13 protein-coding genes are annotated in these 15,962 nt (G+C 44.5%); 8 read left to right on the forward strand and 5 right to left on the reverse strand.

The features are described 5' to 3' along the window. Positions 1 to 29 precede the first annotated feature (29 nt). The 4 genes from HFD85_RS04420 to HFD85_RS04435 all read right to left on the reverse strand — a co-directional run bounded on the left by HFD85_RS04420 (position 30) and on the right by HFD85_RS04435 (position 4,625). A complete protein-coding gene (locus HFD85_RS04420; protein WP_167605407.1) occupies positions 30 to 1,490 on the reverse strand; it encodes an aminoacyl-histidine dipeptidase in 1,461 nt (486 codons plus the stop codon). A 62-nt stretch (positions 1,491 to 1,552) separates the two neighbouring features. After that, positions 1,553 to 2,152 carry a carboxymuconolactone decarboxylase family protein gene (locus HFD85_RS04425; protein WP_167605409.1) on the reverse strand — a complete coding sequence of 200 codons (600 nt, stop codon included), beginning with the start codon at positions 2,150 to 2,152 and terminating at the stop codon, positions 1,553 to 1,555. A gap of 26 nt (positions 2,153 to 2,178) precedes the next feature. After that, the gene (locus HFD85_RS04430; RefSeq protein ID WP_167605411.1) at positions 2,179 to 3,222 is read right to left on the reverse strand and encodes an AI-2E family transporter; all 1,044 of its coding nucleotides are present in this window, start codon (positions 3,220 to 3,222) and stop codon (positions 2,179 to 2,181) included. Positions 3,223 to 3,293: 71 nt separating this feature from the next. After that, positions 3,294 to 4,625: a saccharopine dehydrogenase C-terminal domain-containing protein gene (locus HFD85_RS04435; protein WP_167605413.1), complete on the reverse strand. Its 1,332-nt coding sequence runs from the start codon at positions 4,623 to 4,625 to the stop codon at positions 3,294 to 3,296. Positions 4,626 to 5,073: 448 nt separating this feature from the next. Here HFD85_RS04435 and HFD85_RS04440 point away from each other — a divergent pair, with 448 nt between their 5' ends. From HFD85_RS04440 to HFD85_RS04470, 7 genes are all read left to right on the forward strand, one after another. Beyond that, positions 5,074 to 6,660, forward strand: a complete 1,587-nt coding sequence (locus HFD85_RS04440; RefSeq protein ID WP_206081857.1) for a hypothetical protein — start codon at positions 5,074 to 5,076, stop codon at positions 6,658 to 6,660. Then, positions 6,650 to 7,366, forward strand: coding sequence for a 3-oxoacid CoA-transferase subunit A (locus HFD85_RS04445; RefSeq protein WP_167605415.1), 717 nt, complete (start codon positions 6,650 to 6,652; stop codon positions 7,364 to 7,366). The genes HFD85_RS04440 and HFD85_RS04445 overlap by 11 nt, the downstream gene beginning before the upstream one ends. Then, on the forward strand, positions 7,357 to 8,016 hold the full coding sequence (locus HFD85_RS04450; protein ID WP_277345445.1) for a 3-oxoacid CoA-transferase subunit B: 660 nt from the start codon (positions 7,357 to 7,359) through the stop codon (positions 8,014 to 8,016). The genes HFD85_RS04445 and HFD85_RS04450 overlap by 10 nt, the downstream gene beginning before the upstream one ends. 5 nt (positions 8,017 to 8,021) lie before the next feature. Further along, positions 8,022 to 9,350, forward strand: coding sequence for an aspartate aminotransferase family protein (locus HFD85_RS04455; protein ID WP_167605417.1), 1,329 nt, complete (start codon positions 8,022 to 8,024; stop codon positions 9,348 to 9,350). 55 nt (positions 9,351 to 9,405) lie between these two features. Then, positions 9,406 to 10,608: a 3-oxoadipyl-CoA thiolase gene (gene pcaF / locus HFD85_RS04460; protein WP_167605419.1), complete on the forward strand. Its 1,203-nt coding sequence runs from the start codon at positions 9,406 to 9,408 to the stop codon at positions 10,606 to 10,608. Positions 10,609 to 10,637: 29 nt separating this feature from the next. Then, a complete protein-coding gene (gene amaB, locus HFD85_RS04465) occupies positions 10,638 to 12,182 on the forward strand; it encodes an L-piperidine-6-carboxylate dehydrogenase (protein ID WP_167605421.1) in 1,545 nt (514 codons plus the stop codon). Positions 12,183 to 12,408: 226 nt separating this feature from the next. Continuing rightward, complete coding sequence (locus tag HFD85_RS04470; protein WP_167605423.1) at positions 12,409 to 13,761, forward strand: saccharopine dehydrogenase C-terminal domain-containing protein; 1,353 nt, start codon at positions 12,409 to 12,411, stop codon at positions 13,759 to 13,761. A gap of 2 nt (positions 13,762 to 13,763) precedes the next feature. On the opposite strand, the gene HFD85_RS04475 is transcribed toward HFD85_RS04470, so the two are convergent. Further along, on the reverse strand, positions 13,764 to 14,561 hold the full coding sequence (locus HFD85_RS04475) for an endonuclease/exonuclease/phosphatase family protein (RefSeq protein WP_206081858.1): 798 nt from the start codon (positions 14,559 to 14,561) through the stop codon (positions 13,764 to 13,766). Between the two features lie 125 nt (positions 14,562 to 14,686). Between HFD85_RS04475 and HFD85_RS04480 the strand changes: the two genes are divergently transcribed. Beyond that, on the forward strand, positions 14,687 to 15,955 hold the full coding sequence (locus tag HFD85_RS04480; protein WP_167605425.1) for an outer membrane protein assembly factor BamB family protein: 1,269 nt from the start codon (positions 14,687 to 14,689) through the stop codon (positions 15,953 to 15,955). Positions 15,956 to 15,962: the final 7 nt, after the last annotated feature.

Below are 15,962 nucleotides of genomic sequence, written 5' to 3' on the forward strand. Positions count from 1 at the left end.
TCCTATTTACGAATACTTCGGATTAGAAACTATTTGATATTCTCCAGAACATCCACCAAATGCTTCCAGAATTTTTCGGTGGCTCCAATATCAAGTCGTTCGTCGGGCGAGTGTGCTCCACGAATGGTGGGGCCAAACGAAACCATATCGAGATGCGGGTATTTTTCAAGGAAAAGGCCACATTCCAAACCGGCATGGATGGAGCGAACGACCGGCTCGTCGCCAAATAATTTTTTATAGGAATCTACCGTGGTTTTTAACACTGCTGAATTCGGATTAGGCGCCCAGCCCGGGTAGCCATCGGAATGTACAACCTTTGCTGCGGCCAGTTTAAAAACTGCTTCCACGCTGTTGGCTGCAAAATGTTTACGGCTTTCCAGTTCGCTTCGCTGGCTGGTGGTTACCAGAATTTTGTGAGCACTAATTATTTTCACAGAAGCCAGGTTGGTCGATGTTTCCACCATACCTTCCATCCGGGTGCTCATTTCCAGAACTCCGTGCGGACAGGCGTAAATTGCATTCAGTAGTTTTGTTTGTGTGTCGCTGTCGATTACAGTTTTCGGCAGATCAGTTTCTTCGCAAACAAGTTGAAGTTTCGTTTCCGAAAATTCAAATTCCGTTTTTATTTCAGCTGCCAGTTTTTCAAATGCATTGATTACTTCTTTCTTCGATTCTGTTGGAACGGTTACTATGCCAAACGCCTCCCGGGCAATGGCATTTCGCAGGTTGCCTCCGTTAAAATCTGCCAGTTGTGCATTAAAATCGTTACTGAATTTCCAGAGAAAACGGTTTAGAATTTTGTTGGCATTACCACGGTTTTTGTTGATGTCGTCGCCTGAATGTCCGCCTAAAAGCCCGGATACTGTAATTTTTAAAGCAACGGAATTTTCAGGAACATCTTCAGTATGATAATCGAACCAGGCGAGTGTATCAATCCCGCCGGCACAACCGATAAAAATCTCTCCTTCGTCTTCCGAATCGAGGTTGAGCAAAATATCGCCACTCAGCGTACCTTTTTCTAACGCAAAAGCTCCTGTTAATCCTGTTTCTTCATCCACCGTGATCAGGCATTCCAGCGGACCGTGTTTTATTTCAGTAGAAGTGAGTACCGCCAGTTGAGCAGCAATTCCAATTCCGCAGTCGGCACCCAAGGTTGTGCCGTTGGCTTTTACCCAGCCATCCACAATCACCGGTTCAATCGGATCTTTATCAAAATCGAAAACCTTGTCTGAATTCTTTTCGCAAACCATGTCCATGTGTGTTTGCAGGATCACGGTAGGCGCATCTTCCATTCCGGAAGTTGCCGGTTTCAGAATCACTACGTTGCCGGCTTTATCGGTCTTGTTTTGCAGTCCATTTTTGTCAGCAAAATCAAGTAGAAATTTTCGGATCTGTTCTTCCTTTTTTGATGGACGTGGAACCTGGCAAATGTCTTCGAAATAGTTAAAAAGCGGCTGGGGTTGAAGTGCGGATAAAGTTCTTGTTTTCATACCTGCGAAGATGTTAAAAAGCTTTAGGGCCTGAAACGATTATTGTCAGTTTTCGTTCGGATTTAGTAGGAATGTTTTCCTGTGGTCCAGCCTTTTTTGTTCAGGTATTTTTCTCCCGATTCAATAGCGCCGCTTTCCATTTCTGTACCCATCGAATCGTTCCAGCGGTTGAGGTAGCCAAACAAAGCCACTACTCCGGTAATTTCCACTATTTCACCTTCATCCCAATATTTTCGAAGGTTTTCGGCAATGGCATCGTCCACTGAGTTTGGAATAATTGAAGCTGCAAATGCGAAATCGAGCGCTGCGCGTTCGGCTTCTGAAAATGCCGGATGTGTCTTATAATCCCAAATGCTATCAAGTTTTTCCTGTTCGGCACCGTAACGTTCGGCGGCGCGAATTGCATGAGCCTGGCAATAACGGCAACCTGCTGCATTGCTGCTGATGTAGGCGATCATCCGTTTCAAAGCACTTGTTACCCGCCCGTGATTGGCCATTACCGCTTTATTCATTTCAATAAAGGCATAAGCAATGTGTGGCCGGTGGTGCATCGTACGCACACTATTCGGGCAAAAGCCCAGCGTTTCATTGTAAAACTCAATCAATTTTTGAAGCTCAGGATCAGTATCTCCTGATTTTGGAATAACAAGCGGTTGTTTCATTTATTACTTTTTTGAAATAGGAATGATCAGTCGTTCTGTTCATTATTAATATTTCCCTGCTGACTCAAGAGGATAGCAAAGGGTCTTGTCCCCGGAAATTCGGACATGATCAGAATCAGAATAACTGTGATGGGTACACTCAGTAACATCCCCGAAATTCCCCAGATAACTCCCCAGATTGCGAGTGTAAGGAAAACCACCAGCGGACTGATGTTGAGCGAATTTCCCATAAGGCGTGGTTCTACCACATTTCCGATGATCATCTGAATAGAGCCGACTATCGCAAGTACCAAAATGCCGGGTGTAAATTCGCCAAACTGAAGAATCGCAAACATAGCCGGGAATACAGTCGCAATAAGCGAACCAATTGTCGGAATAAAATTCAATACAAATATGAGGAAAGCCCAGAAAACAGGAGCGTCGATGCCAATAAACAGAAGCGTAAAATAACTCAGAAATCCAGTCATCAGACTGGTAAGCGTTTTTAGGGCCACATAATTACCAATGCTGTGATCGATTTTGTTAACCACATCGGTAACGTGTTTGTGCTTTTTATCATCGGGGTACATGGCACGCAGTTTTTTCTGAAAAGTGGGTTCCTCCAATAACAAAAATACCAGGTAAAGTAACACTGTAAATGCATTTCCGAAAAGCCCGGTAAGTGTTGACAATAATGAGCTAAGCAGGCTTCCGAACTTAATGTTCTTGCTAAAGTCGCCAAGCAGGTTCATCACATCGATATTAAAACGTTCGTTAATCGTTTGCGTCATTTTATGTACGTTGGCTTCGTATTTGGGCATGGCTTTCGAAAGTTCAGCAATGTTATTCGAAATCATACTGACTGCCAATACCAGGAATCCGAGAAGCAAAAGGGTAGAAAATAAAGTCAACAACCAGCGTGGTAAACCACTGATAAATTTAACTTTCGATAATACTTTTTTGATTACACGAATGAGAAACCAAAAGAGAATGGCCAAAACAAAAGGGAGTATGATCGACTGCGCATAAATGCAAACCACAACGGTAGTAATGACGATCAGAAAAACATAAATTTTTTTGCTGTTTTCCATAACATTGGGTTTAAAGGCTACAAAATACAAATCATTTGGAGAACTACCCAAAGCATTTCACGAACAATAAATTAACCCAATTTTTCCGATTCAGGCAATCCCCATTCTTCTTTCATGGCAATCCCTAAGGTCTCCAATTCATTCAAAACCGGTTCGTAAATTGTTTTTGTATTTGGAATTTGAACTCCCGTATCGCTGATTTTTCCTTCGAGGATCATTTTAACCGCTATTGCGGCCGGTAATGCAACTGTCCGGGCAATTGAAGTATCTTCTTTTGTGGCAAAATCAATCAGGTGTGATTTTACAACTTCTTTCGATCCATCACTGTTTTGAACCAGAAAAGAGTGCATCATAATCACCATATCACGCGCGCCTTCGGGCAGCATCATTTTTTTCTGCATCCGTTCAGTAGTCAGGTCGAAAGTGGAACCTTCGCTCATTTTTACCAGGTCGTCGCTAAACAAACCAAGCCATTCCATGGCAATAATTGCCGGGCTGTTGATCGATAAGTTCAGTCGCTCAGCAACTTTTTCCTTCATGTTAGCCGGGTATACATCAAGCTGGCGCGCCATGACTTTTTTGTAGGTTTTACCTTCAAAGCTTTTGCGGTCGTAACTCAACATGCCAATTGCTTTAAGGGCGTCCATAATTTCGCACCAGTTTTTGTAACGGAAAGTTCCACGGTACATGGTATCAATCTCCTTTAGATTGTAGAGATCGATGTACATCAGCGAATCGCGATTCGGGTAAACTTCCATTTGCCCAACTTCCGGGAAATTGATTTGCAGCGGACGCTTAAAAAGGTCTTCTGTTGGAATTTCAACGATTTCGCCATTCTTTAAGTACCGGGCACTGTTGTTTCCGGCCATGATAACACCACGAGGCGACCACGAGAATTTATAGCGGAACGGGTTATTCGCTTCTTCAGGAGCAGCCAGTGCACCGCATAACGAATAGAATTCTTTTACTTTTCCACCCTGATCGTGCACTTTGTCGATGATGCGCATGGCTGTCATGTGATCGAAGCCAGGATCAACCCCGATTTCGTTCAGAATAATGATGCCTGCTTTTTTAGCCGCCGAATCGAGCGCCTTCATTTTTTCGGACACATACGAAGTGGTAAGCATGTTTTTGCCATGCTTAATACACAGTTTCGCAACTGCAACGTGGTAGATATAGGGCAATAAGCTAACAACCAGATTATTATCCCTGACCAAGTCTTCCAGCTTCTTCATGTCTTCCATGGTCCACGACACCGCTTTACCGTTGGCTTTGTTTTGCAGTAGCTTTTCTGCTTTTTCAATGGTGCGGCTGGCAACGGTAAGTTCTATATTGTGGTTGAGTAAGTATTCTGTAATGGGTTTGGTAACCATCCCGGCGCCAAGTAAAAGTACCTTTTTCATTTTCTAAATTACCTTAAAAACTTCCTGAATCTTAACGTGTTAAAAACGTGGAAGTCAATTTTCTGTTTTCTTTTAAATGCTATGTAAAGGTGGTGAAATTTTATCAGCTTGTGCTTCAGATGTTGTAAAAAATATCTTAAATAAAATATCTCTTATAAAGTTTGCTTAACTTAAGGCCATGATTCAATCGTATCAATGTCCGATTTTCTTCTACGTTGGGATGCCCGAGTGTCTCGATGAGGATACGGTTTCTCATTAGCTGCCTGCGCAGCTTCTCCATTAGAACGATTTTCCCGCATCAGGATGTGAATTCAGGTGCCTTCTAATTGCATTTTTATAAACCTTTTCAGGCTGACCTGAATCACTAACGACGGGAGTCGATTCCGATTTTTATGTGATGTTGTACAACGCTGCTTGTGCGTTGATCGTAAAACAAAAAAAACAGGTCATGAATTCTCACGAGTATATCAAAAACCTTGAAATGTCTGATGTTCTTCGTATGCTTGAACGCTATCAGCTAAATTTTGAAACCATCCAAACCATTCAACAGGAAAATCTTCTGCCTCCCGGACTTATAAAGCGTTTGCACAATGCTTATCCGCAACATTCCGGATTTTTCTACGACGATAAAATTATTTTTAATGAAAAGTCGCGTTACTCAGGCTTAAAGGGGTTTCGCGAAATTGTTCAAAAACTGAAAGACCACGGAATTTTGATTGATCGGATGAACGATCGCGAATTTTTTATTGAAGTGTACCGATTTATGGTCACCGGATTTGTGTTGAATACCATCGACTGGAAAAATTTAGAGCACGATTCAAATTACCAGCTGGTATTTCCGCAACCCGGAATGATGCCGGCCAAGGCTGTGAAAAAGTATGCCGAAGCCAAAACTGATGAGGAAAGGCAAAAAGTGGTGGATGAATATATGCTTAAAACCAATCCGCACGACGGCAAACAAAAACTGAATAAACCCTGGTACATTAACGACGAAGGTCAGCTGGAAATTCTGGAAGGGAGCCAGCACAAATACCCGCCGATTAAACTGATCCTCGACCAAACCACGCAAACCTGCTTTTCTTTCTGCACCTACTGTTTCAGGCACGCACAAGTGCGTGGTGATGAGGATATGTTTGTTCAGCGCGAAGTTTCGCAGGTGCACGAGTACCTTAAACGACACAAGGAAGTGAGCGATATTCTCATTACCGGCGGCGACGGTGCGTTTATCCCTTACGAGCGCCTGTTGGAATATGTCGATCCGCTGATCGAAGATCCGGAACTGATGCACATCAGGACTGTTCGAATAGGATCGCGGGCTATTAATTTTCAGCCCGAACTGATCTTGAGCGACCAATTCAAGGCGAATCTCGAATTGCTTAAAAAACTGATCGATCATGGCATTCAGGCCATTTGGGTGGCTCATATTTCTACTCCTCACGAAATCCTGAATCCGGCTTCTGTGGCCGCAATCCGAAGGTTGAAGAAATACGGGATCACTGTAAAAAGCCAAAGCCCGATCATGAATCACATCAGCCTGTTTTACGATGAAAACGGGAAGGTTGACATCGATCGTTCGGCTCAAAACTGGATCGATCTTGGAAATGTGTTGGGGATGCTGGGTATCGGATTTCATTCGATGTACTGTGCACGGCCAACCGGCGAACACCATTATTTTACAGCTCCTTTGGCTGATATCTCAAAGATCTTCAACAAAGTATACCGAACTCTCTCTTCTGTGAATCGCCCCTCGCGTTACATCACAATGACCTCCTCGGCCGGGAAAACCTCCTTGTTGGGAACTACCGAAATAAAAGGCGAGAAAGTGTTTGTACTCAAGTTTAACGAGGCACGAAACATGGAATGGATGGACACCACTTTCTTTGCTAAATACGATGAAACTGAGAACACCATTGAAAAACTGATCCCTTTCGATGGCGATAATTATTTCTACGAAGAAGAGCTGGAGGCAATAGAATCCAGGCTTTCCGAGGCACTTGAAAAAGAAATGAAAATAGCCGAAAATCATGATCAATAAAATTGTATCAACAGTAAATGAAGCTGTGGCTGATGTATTTGATGGCGCCACAGTTCTGATCAGCGGATTTGGTGAAGCCGGAAGTCCGGTGGAACTCATCCATGCTTTGGTTGATCAGGGAGCAAAAAACCTAACCGTGGTGAGTAATAATGCAGGTAGTGGACATGTTGGGCTGGCGGCGCTCATCGAAAACCGGCAGGTTCGCAAGATCATCTGTTCCTTTCCGCGTACTTCTATTTCCGTGGTTTTTCCTGAGTTATACCGAAAAGGCGAAATAGAACTGGAGTTGGTTCCGCAAGGGACTTTGGCCGAGCGAATTCGTGCCGGAGGTGCAGGAATCCCGGCATTTTTTACTCCGGCATCTGTAAATACTCCTTTGGCTGAAGGTAAGGAAGTAAGGACATTCGGTAAGCGTGATTTTGTGTTGGAATATGCTATTAAAGCTGATTTTGCCCTGGTAAAATGCAGTAAAGCCGATAAATACGGGAACCTGGTTTACAACAAAACAGCGCGGAATTTTGGCCCGGTAATGTGCACTGCAGCCAAAACTACCATTGTTCAGGCTAAACAAATCGTGGAAGTTGGCCAGCTTGATCCTGAATGTGTGATTACGCCGGGGAATTTTGTCCATCGTGTGGTGGAAGTTGCCAATCCTGCCGACGAATCAAAATTGGTTGCCGAAGAAAGGAGGTATCCGTGGAACTAAGCAAAGGCTGGAACCTGGCACAAATGGCTCAAAATGTTGCCAATGATATTCCTGATGGTGCTTATGTAAATCTTGGAATCGGTATGCCCGAGTTGGTAGCCGGTTTTATCCCCGAAGGTCGCGAGGTGATCTATCATACTGAAAATGGTTTGCTTGGAATGGGAGAAGTTGCCGAAGTCGGTTACGAAGATCCTGAGCTGGTAAATGCAGGTAAAAAATACGTGACTGCCATTCCGGGTGCTGCCTATTTTCACCATGCCGACAGCTTTGCAATGATCCGTGGCGGCCACATCGATATTTGTGTTTTGGGAGCCTACCAGATTTCGGAAGAAGGTGATCTGGCCAACTGGTCAACGGGCGATGAAGATGCAATTCCCGCTGTTGGAGGAGCGATGGATCTGGTGGCCGGTGTAGAGAACATTTTTGTGATTACAAAACATTGCACTAAAAGTGGTGAATCAAAAATTGTTAAACACTGCACATATCCCTTGACCGGCAAAAATGTGGTCAGCAGAATTTATACTGATCTTGCCATTATCGATGTAGTAGATAAAAAACTGGAAGTCCGGGAGCTTGCTCCGGGTATCAGTTTCGAAGAACTTCAGGAGCTTACCGCGGCAGAACTTTACATGTCAAACTATTCAATCTGAACGCCATGACCAAGACCAGTAACAGCGAAAAATTATACAAAAAGGCCGAAAAAGTGCTTGCTGGCGGAGTGAGTCGGAATACTGTATTCCGACAACCTTATCCGAATTATGCCAACACGGCCTCGGGGTGTTACATCAGCGATATTGAAGGAATTACGCGAATTGATTTTGCCAATAATATGGCGGCGTTGATTCACGGGCATTCATTTCCTCCGATTGTTGAGGCGGTGATCGAACAATTAAGAAAAGGAACCGCTTTTACGCTGGCATCAGAAATTGAAGTGGCCTTTGCACAGCACCTGATCAAACGAGTAAAAAGTTTCGAACGAATTCGATTCGTAAACTCGGGAACCGAGGCGGTAATGGCGATGATAAAAGCTTCTCGAGCCTTTACAGGCCGGCCAAAAATTGCCAAAGCCGAGGGTGCCTATCACGGAACTTACGATTTTGCGGAAGTCAGTCAAACAGCAAATCCATCCAACTGGGGTCGGATTGATCGGCCGGCCAGTGTTCCGCTGGCTCACGGCACACCTCCAAATGTGCGGAAAGATGTGATCATTTATCCTTATAACGACATCGAGAGAACCTTGAATATTCTCGATCGCTATGCCGATGAGATCGCCTGTGTGATCATTGATCCGGTTCCGCACCGCGTTGGTTTAATGCCGGGGACTGATGAATTTATTGAAGCCATTTACAACTGGACGCGAAAAAATGACGCGCTCATGGTTTTTGATGAAGTAATTACGTTCAGGGTGAATTATGGCGGAACCCAGGAAAACTACAAAGTTCAACCTGATCTGACATCGCTGGGTAAAATTATCGGCGGCGGTTTTCCGGTTGGTGCTGTAGCAGGTCGTGCCGACGTAATGAAGGTGTTCGATCCGCACGAGAAAAACCTGTTGTTGCCACACTCAGGAACATTTTCAGCCAATCCGATTACCATGACTGCCGGTTTCAAGGCCATGGAATATTTCGATCGGAAGGCTGTTAAAGAATTAAACGCCCTGACCCAAAAAGCCATTCATCAAATTCAGGAAGCGATCAAGCTGGAAGATGTACCGGTTTCGATAACTGGTGCAGGTTCCATGTTCAGGATGCATTTACGCGCAACTCCGCCTGCCACTTACCGCGAGGCCTGGCAGAATCCCGAAGAAAGTGCTGTGATTAAAGAGCTCCTGGAATACATGTACACAAAAGAAAATATTCTGATGATCAACACTTTTTCGTGCATGCTTTCAACTGTAATGACTCAGAATGAAATCGATAAGCTCACGGAAGGTTTGCAACGCGCCTTCCGGGCGTTAAAACCAAAAATTGGTAAGTTGAAATAAGTAAAATGATTAATCAAGCTCGAAGCTAATCGCTCGAAGCTCAAAGCTATAAGAGATGAAAGAAGTATTTATATGTGATGCCATTCGAACTCCGGTAGGAAAATACGGAGGATCGCTTTCCTCGGTTCGCCCTGATGATCTGGCCGCGATTCCTTTGAGAGCCATTCTTGAACGAAATCCCGGAATTGATGCAACCGAAATCGACGATGTAATTTTTGGGTGCGCTAACCAGGCAGGTGAAGATAACCGCAATGTAGCGCGAATGGGGCTTTTGCTCGCCGGATATCCTGAATCGGTACCGGGGGTTACGGTGAATCGCCTTTGCGCATCGGGGATGGAAGCGGTGGCCATGGCAGCACGAACCATACGCAGTGGTGAGGCAGAGTTGATCATTGCAGGAGGAGTGGAAAGCATGTCGCGTTCACCTTTTGTAATGCCAAAACATACGACTGCGTTTTCACGTGAGGCTGAAATTTACGACACTACCATTGGCTGGCGCTTTGTTAATCCAGAATTTTTGAATCGTTTTGGCACCGATCCGCTGATTGCAACTGCCGAGAATATCGCTGAAGAATACAATATCAGCCGCGAGGATCAGGATCGTTTTGCGCATCATAGTCAGGAAAAAGCAGCTGTAGCACAGAAAAATGGTCTGCTGGCCCGGGAAATTGTTCCGGTGACTATTCCGCAGCGAAAAGGCGACCCTGTGCTTGTTGAAGTTGATGAACATCCCCGACTGACATCGCTTGAGAAACTGGCCTCTCTGAAACCTGCTTTTCAAAAAGACGGAACCGTTACTGCAGGGAATGCTTCTGGAATTAACGATGGTGCAGCAGCACTTGTCGTTGCTTCTGCTGAAGCTGTAAAACTTTTTAACCTGGTTCCGAAAGTGAAGATTTTGGGAACTCAGGCTGCAGGTGTTCCACCGCGAATAATGGGAATCGGACCTGTTCCGGCCACAAAGAAAGTGCTGAGTCTACTCGGAATGTCACTTGAGCAGATGGATATTATTGAGTTGAACGAAGCCTTTGCTTCGCAGTCATTGGCGTGTATCCGCGAATTTGGACTCGATGACTTTGATCCACGAATAAATCCACTGGGTGGTGCCATTGCTTTGGGCCATCCGCTTGGAATGTCGGGAGCACGTTTGCTGACCACCGCTTTTCATCAGATGAGCAATACCGAATCAAAATATGCCCTATGTACCATGTGCATTGGTGTTGGTCAGGGGCTTTCAATGGTACTCGAAAAAATTTAATTCTAAAAAATATTCAAATGATTGACACAATGAAAGAAATAGATTTCAAACCTATTTTAAAAGAACTCCACCTCGAAGCAAAAAATCCTGGTGTATGTACCGGAACAGAATGGAAATACACTACCGGTAAATTCATCGAATCGTTTTCGCCATCCGACGGAAAATTGATAGCAGGAGTTCAGCAATGCGGCGTTGAAGACTACCATGAAGTAATTGAAACCGCCAAAGAAGCTTTTAAAAGTTGGAGAATGGTGCCGGCACCAAAACGTGGCGAGGTTGTCCGCCAGATCGGACTTGAACTGCGAAAATACAAAGAACCTCTCGGTAAACTGGTTTCCTATGAAATGGGAAAGATTTACCAGGAAGGTTTGGGCGAAGTGCAGGAAATGATTGATATCTGCGATTTTGCAGTGGGGCAGTCGCGCCAGTTATATGGTTTTACCATGCATTCCGAACGTGCTAAACACCGCATGTACGATCAGTATCATCCGCTGGGAATTGTCGGAGTGGTTTCGGCGTTTAACTTTCCGGTAGCCGTTTGGGCGTGGAATGCCATGATTGCACTGGTGGCCGGCGACGTTGTGGTTTGGAAACCGTCGTCGAAAGTGTATCTCTGCGCAGTTGCGGTGCACAAAATTGTTGCAAAGGTTTTAAAGGAAAATAGTGTTCCTGAAGGTGTGTTGAACCTCGTTGCTGCCGATTCAAAAGTGCTGGGCGACACACTGTTTTCTGATAAAAACATCCCATTGGTTTCATTTACCGGATCCACAAGAATTGGCAAAAAAGTAGGACGGCTGGTTGGCGAGCGTTTGGGACGCTCCATCCTTGAACTTGGGGGTAATAACGCCATCATTATCACTCCAAATGCCGATTTGGAAATGGCATTGCGGGCGGTTGTTTTTGGCGCCGTTGGTACCTGCGGACAGCGTTGTACCTCCACCCGCCGGATTATCATGCACGAATCGGTTTACGAAACGTTCAAACAAAAACTGGTGGCTGTTTACGAAAAGTTGCCCATCGGTCATGCTTTGGATGAAACTACACTGGTCGGACCACTTGTCGATAATTGGGCAGTGCAGGATTTCCGGAATGCCATTGAACGTGTGAAAAAGGAAGGTGGAAATATAATCACCGGTGGCAAAGTTTTGGAAGGGGAGGATTACAGTTCGGGTACTTATGTTCGCCCGTGTATTGCTGAAGTTGAGAATCACTACGATATCGTTCAGGAAGAAACCTTTGCCCCGATTTTGTACCTCATAAAATATAAAACGCTGGAAGAAGCTATTCAGATCCATAACGATGTGCCGCAAGGATTGTCGTCGGCCCTGTTTTCAACCAACATGCTCGAAACGGAAACTTTCCTCTCGCATGAAGGTTCAGATTGCGGTATTGCGAACATTAATATAGGTACATCGGGAGCAGAAATCGGTGGTGCTTTTGGCGGTGAGAAAGAAACCGGTGGCGGTCGCGAATCGGGCTCCGATGCCTGGAAAGCCTACATGCGCAGGCAAACAAATACCATCAATTTTAGTACCGAATTGCCACTTGCACAAGGTATTGAGTTTAGTGTGTGAAGTTTAAAGTTTAGGGTTCAGAGTTCAAAGTAGAAGAACCGAAAACGAGTTGATCAACGCATGAAAAACCCTGAAAGGGTTTGATTATAATGGCCCCGGGTTTTAACCCGGGGTTCGGCGCACGGGAAAAGGCGGATTGAAAATCCGACCAATCCTGCGCCGAAAAGAGCAGAAGTAGATCAGTATGAGGAAAATAGAAACCAGAGATAAAGTTTAGAATTTACCTATGAAGAACATATTAATATTCGGTGCCGGACGATCCAGTAAATATTTGATTGAATACCTGGTTGAACATGCCCGTTTGTATAACTGTAAAATACGCATAGCAGATTTGCAGCTTGATGAAAAACGGTCAACTCCGGAAGTTGAGTATTCCGTATTAAATGTCAGGGATGAATTTGCCCGCGATGCTGAGGTAAAAATTGCCGATCTGGTGATATCGATGTTACCGGCCCGTTTTCATAAACTGGTTGCTCAATCGTGCTTGAAATTCTCGAAAAATCTGCTGACTGCCTCTTACGAAACAAACGAACTAAAAGCTTTCGAAGAAGAGGTAAACGAAAAAGGACTTTTCTTTCTGAACGAATGCGGACTCGATCCCGGTCTCGATCATATGTCGGCCATGAAAATGATCGATGAAATAAAGAGTAGCGGAAATGAAATGCTTTCTTTCGAGTCGTTTACGGGCGGTTTGGTAGCTCCCGAATCAGATAATAATCCCTGGAACTATAAGTTCAGCTGGAATCCGCGAAACGTGGTATTGGCCGGTCAGGGCGGTCCGGCACAGTTTATTCAGAACGGAAAAATAAAGTACATTCCATATAATCGCCTGTTTCGTCGCACAGAAATGATCGACCTTGGCAAATATGGTATGTTTGAAGGATATGCCAACCGCGATTCGTTAAAATACCTCGATCGGTATAGTTTACAAGGTATTCCAACAATTTTCAGGGGAACGCTTCGCAGGCCCGGTTTCAGCAAAGCATGGAATGTGTTCGTTCAGCTGGGTGCCACCGACGATTCGTATGTAATGGAAGGCACTGAAAACATGACTTACCGCGAGTTTATCAATTCTTTCCTGCCATACCACCCAAGCGATTCGGTGGAGCTGAAACTGTTTCACTACCTGAATATTCCCCAGGATTCTGAAATCGTATACAAGTTGAAATGGCTGGGAATCTTTGAAAACACGCCCATCGGTTTGAAGCGTGCAACGCCTGCACAGGTGCTCGAACATATTCTGAAACAAAAATGGCAGTTGCGCTCCGAAGATAAGGACATGATTGTGATGTGGCATAAATTCATTTTCAGAAACAAGCACACCGGGCAAACATTAAAAAAGACAAGTTCATTGGTAGTAACAGGCGAAAACAGTGATGATACAGCAATGGCACTTACAGTTGGTTTACCACTGGCGGTGGCTGCAAAACTGGTGCTCACTGATCAGCTGAAACTAAAAGGCATGTTTATTCCCAACAGAAAAGAAATTTACGAGCCCATTTTGGATGAACTCGAGAATTATGGGATAACCTTTTACGAATCCGAAGTTGTTGAGGAAGAGACGTCGGTGTGTTATTGACTCTATTTCTTCAGTTTTAGCACACTCAATACAGCGCAGTGATCCGAGGCAACAGCATCACAAATCTCCCGGCTTTCAATAAGCTCCCAACGTTGAGCAGGGCGAAACAGGATGTAATCAATTTTCCGATCCGGCTCGTCTGACGGAAAAGTCAGAAATGATTTTCCCTTTGAACTGTCCGTCCATACTGTCTTTAAAATTGATATGGCCTCACTCTCAGGAGTGTCGTTTAAATCGCCGGCAAGAATCCCCGGATAGTCATCGTCTCCAAAAACAGCATTGATCTTTTTCACCTGATCGGTTCTGTCAGTACTGTTTTCCTGATGTTCGAGGTGTGTGGCAATAAAACGAATGGTATCGCCTGATTCGAGTTGAACCAAAACAGACAAAGCCGCACGAGGTTCGTTACCGGGAGAATGAGGAAGTGCTACATTTTCACTTTTCAGTATCGGCATTTTTGTAAGAATTCCTTCGCCATATGCTCCACCGTCGTAAGGCATGGCAATACCAAACAAGGGTGCCATTTTGGTCCGTAGCCCCAGTTCGGTGGCAAGATCATAATTCTGAGCACGTCGGGTTTTAAAATCCACTTCCTGCATGGCAACAAGATCTGGATTTGCATCTTTGATTACCGCAGCAATTTTATCGAGATCGAAATCACCCTGAGTCGTGGCACCATGTAATATATTGAATGTTAGAATTCGAAGCGTTGTTTCTTTTTGACCGTAATCCTGAGTGTAACCGGAATAACCAAGAAAAAGCAACATAAAAAGTACGAAAGTGGTAGTAATAGTTTTCAAAACTTCTGTTTTTTAATGAGCACCAAATGTAGCGAATTCATACTTCTTATGAACAAAAGGATGTCATCTTTCAAAAAGATGACATCCTTTACTATATTTGGTAGTAAGAATAAAAACCAACTACCATGAATTCTAAACTTTCAATCCTGATTTTTCTGCTCACCTTTGTTGTTGCAGCTTGTCAAAACAAAACTGCTAACTGGACTCATTTTCGCGGCTCTAACATGGACGGACATGCTGAAGTGGAAAAAGCTCCGCTACACTGGAGCGAGGCCGATAATGTGGTGTGGAAAGTAGCGGTGAAAGGACAGGGATGGTCGTCGCCGGTAGTTTTCGGCAATCAGATTTGGTTAACTTCAGCTGAAGAAGACGGCACGCAATTTTATGTGTGCTGTTACAATCTTGACTCCGGTGAATTGCTGCTGGAAAAGACGCTTTTCACCGCGGAAGAACCACAGCGTATTCACAGTACAAATTCGTACGCCACACCAACGCCATGTATCGAACAAGGAAAGGTTTATGTGCATTACGGAACTTTCGGAACGGCCTGTATCGATACCAAAAGCTTTGATGTACTCTGGAAGCGTGAAGACCTGAAATGCGATCACATGCAGGGGCCGGCATCGTCGCCGATTTTATATAAAAATATGCTTATCGTGCACCTCGAAGGCACCAAAGATCCGTATGTGGTGGCATTGGATAGGAACACGGGTGAAACCATCTGGAAGAGCGTGCGGCCCAAAGAAATTTATGATCCGCTGGAGCCGGTGTACCGGAAATCGTACCAGACGCCGATTGTAATTAATGTGAACGGGAAGGAGCTCCTGATCAGCAATTCGGCCTACATGTGTTTTGCACATGATGTAAACACCGGCGAAGTAATCTGGACGATCACTTATGGTTTCGATTCCACCGTCAGCCAGCCGTTGTACTGGAACGGGCTTGTATTTGTAAATTCGGGCTGGATATTCGAAGATAACAAACCCTATTTTACACGCCAATACGCTATTGATCCGACAGGAACCGGAGATGTGACTGAGACACATGTAAAATGGATGTACGAAGACGAAGTCCCGCAAATTCCAACTCCGGTAATTGTAGATGGAAAAATGTACATGGCGCACGACCGTGGAATGGTGACGTGTCTGGAAACCATGACCGGAAACCCGGTTTGGAAAGAGGAGCTTAAAGGCAACTTCAACGCTTCGCCGATTTATGCAGCAGGAAATATTTATTTCATGAGTGTGAAAGGCGAATGTACCATCATTAAACCTGGTGATACGTTTCAGAAAGTGGCCGAAAACGATTTGGATGAAATCGTAAAAGCAACTCCGGCTTTTGTTGGCGATAAAATGATTATTCGTTCGGATAAAAACCTGTATTTAATAAAATAATCCCTGT

It is taken from the genome of Maribellus sediminis (assembly GCF_011799805.1).
Classification (GTDB): domain Bacteria; phylum Bacteroidota; class Bacteroidia; order Bacteroidales; family Prolixibacteraceae; genus Draconibacterium; species Draconibacterium sediminis_A.

Excerpts from the sequence above, each read along its gene's own strand:
- amaB (WP_167605421.1), top strand. The coding sequence starts at position 10,638 with ATGAAAGAAATAGATTTCAAACCTATTTTAAAAGAACTCCACCTCGAA.
- HFD85_RS04455 (WP_167605417.1), top strand. The coding sequence starts at position 8,022 with ATGACCAAGACCAGTAACAGCGAAAAATTATACAAAAAGGCCGAAAAA.
- HFD85_RS04435 (WP_167605413.1), bottom strand. The coding sequence starts at position 4,625 with ATGAAAAAGGTACTTTTACTTGGCGCCGGGATGGTTACCAAACCCATT.
- pcaF (WP_167605419.1), top strand. The coding sequence starts at position 9,406 with ATGAAAGAAGTATTTATATGTGATGCCATTCGAACTCCGGTAGGAAAA.
- HFD85_RS04470 (WP_167605423.1), top strand. The coding sequence starts at position 12,409 with ATGAAGAACATATTAATATTCGGTGCCGGACGATCCAGTAAATATTTG.
- HFD85_RS04445 (WP_167605415.1), top strand. The coding sequence starts at position 6,650 with ATGATCAATAAAATTGTATCAACAGTAAATGAAGCTGTGGCTGATGTA.
- HFD85_RS04480 (WP_167605425.1), top strand. The coding sequence starts at position 14,687 with ATGAATTCTAAACTTTCAATCCTGATTTTTCTGCTCACCTTTGTTGTT.
- HFD85_RS04420 (WP_167605407.1), bottom strand. The coding sequence starts at position 1,490 with ATGAAAACAAGAACTTTATCCGCACTTCAACCCCAGCCGCTTTTTAAC.
- HFD85_RS04430 (WP_167605411.1), bottom strand. The coding sequence starts at position 3,222 with ATGGAAAACAGCAAAAAAATTTATGTTTTTCTGATCGTCATTACTACC.
- HFD85_RS04425 (WP_167605409.1), bottom strand. The coding sequence starts at position 2,152 with ATGAAACAACCGCTTGTTATTCCAAAATCAGGAGATACTGATCCTGAG.
- HFD85_RS04440 (WP_206081857.1), top strand. The coding sequence starts at position 5,074 with ATGAATTCTCACGAGTATATCAAAAACCTTGAAATGTCTGATGTTCTT.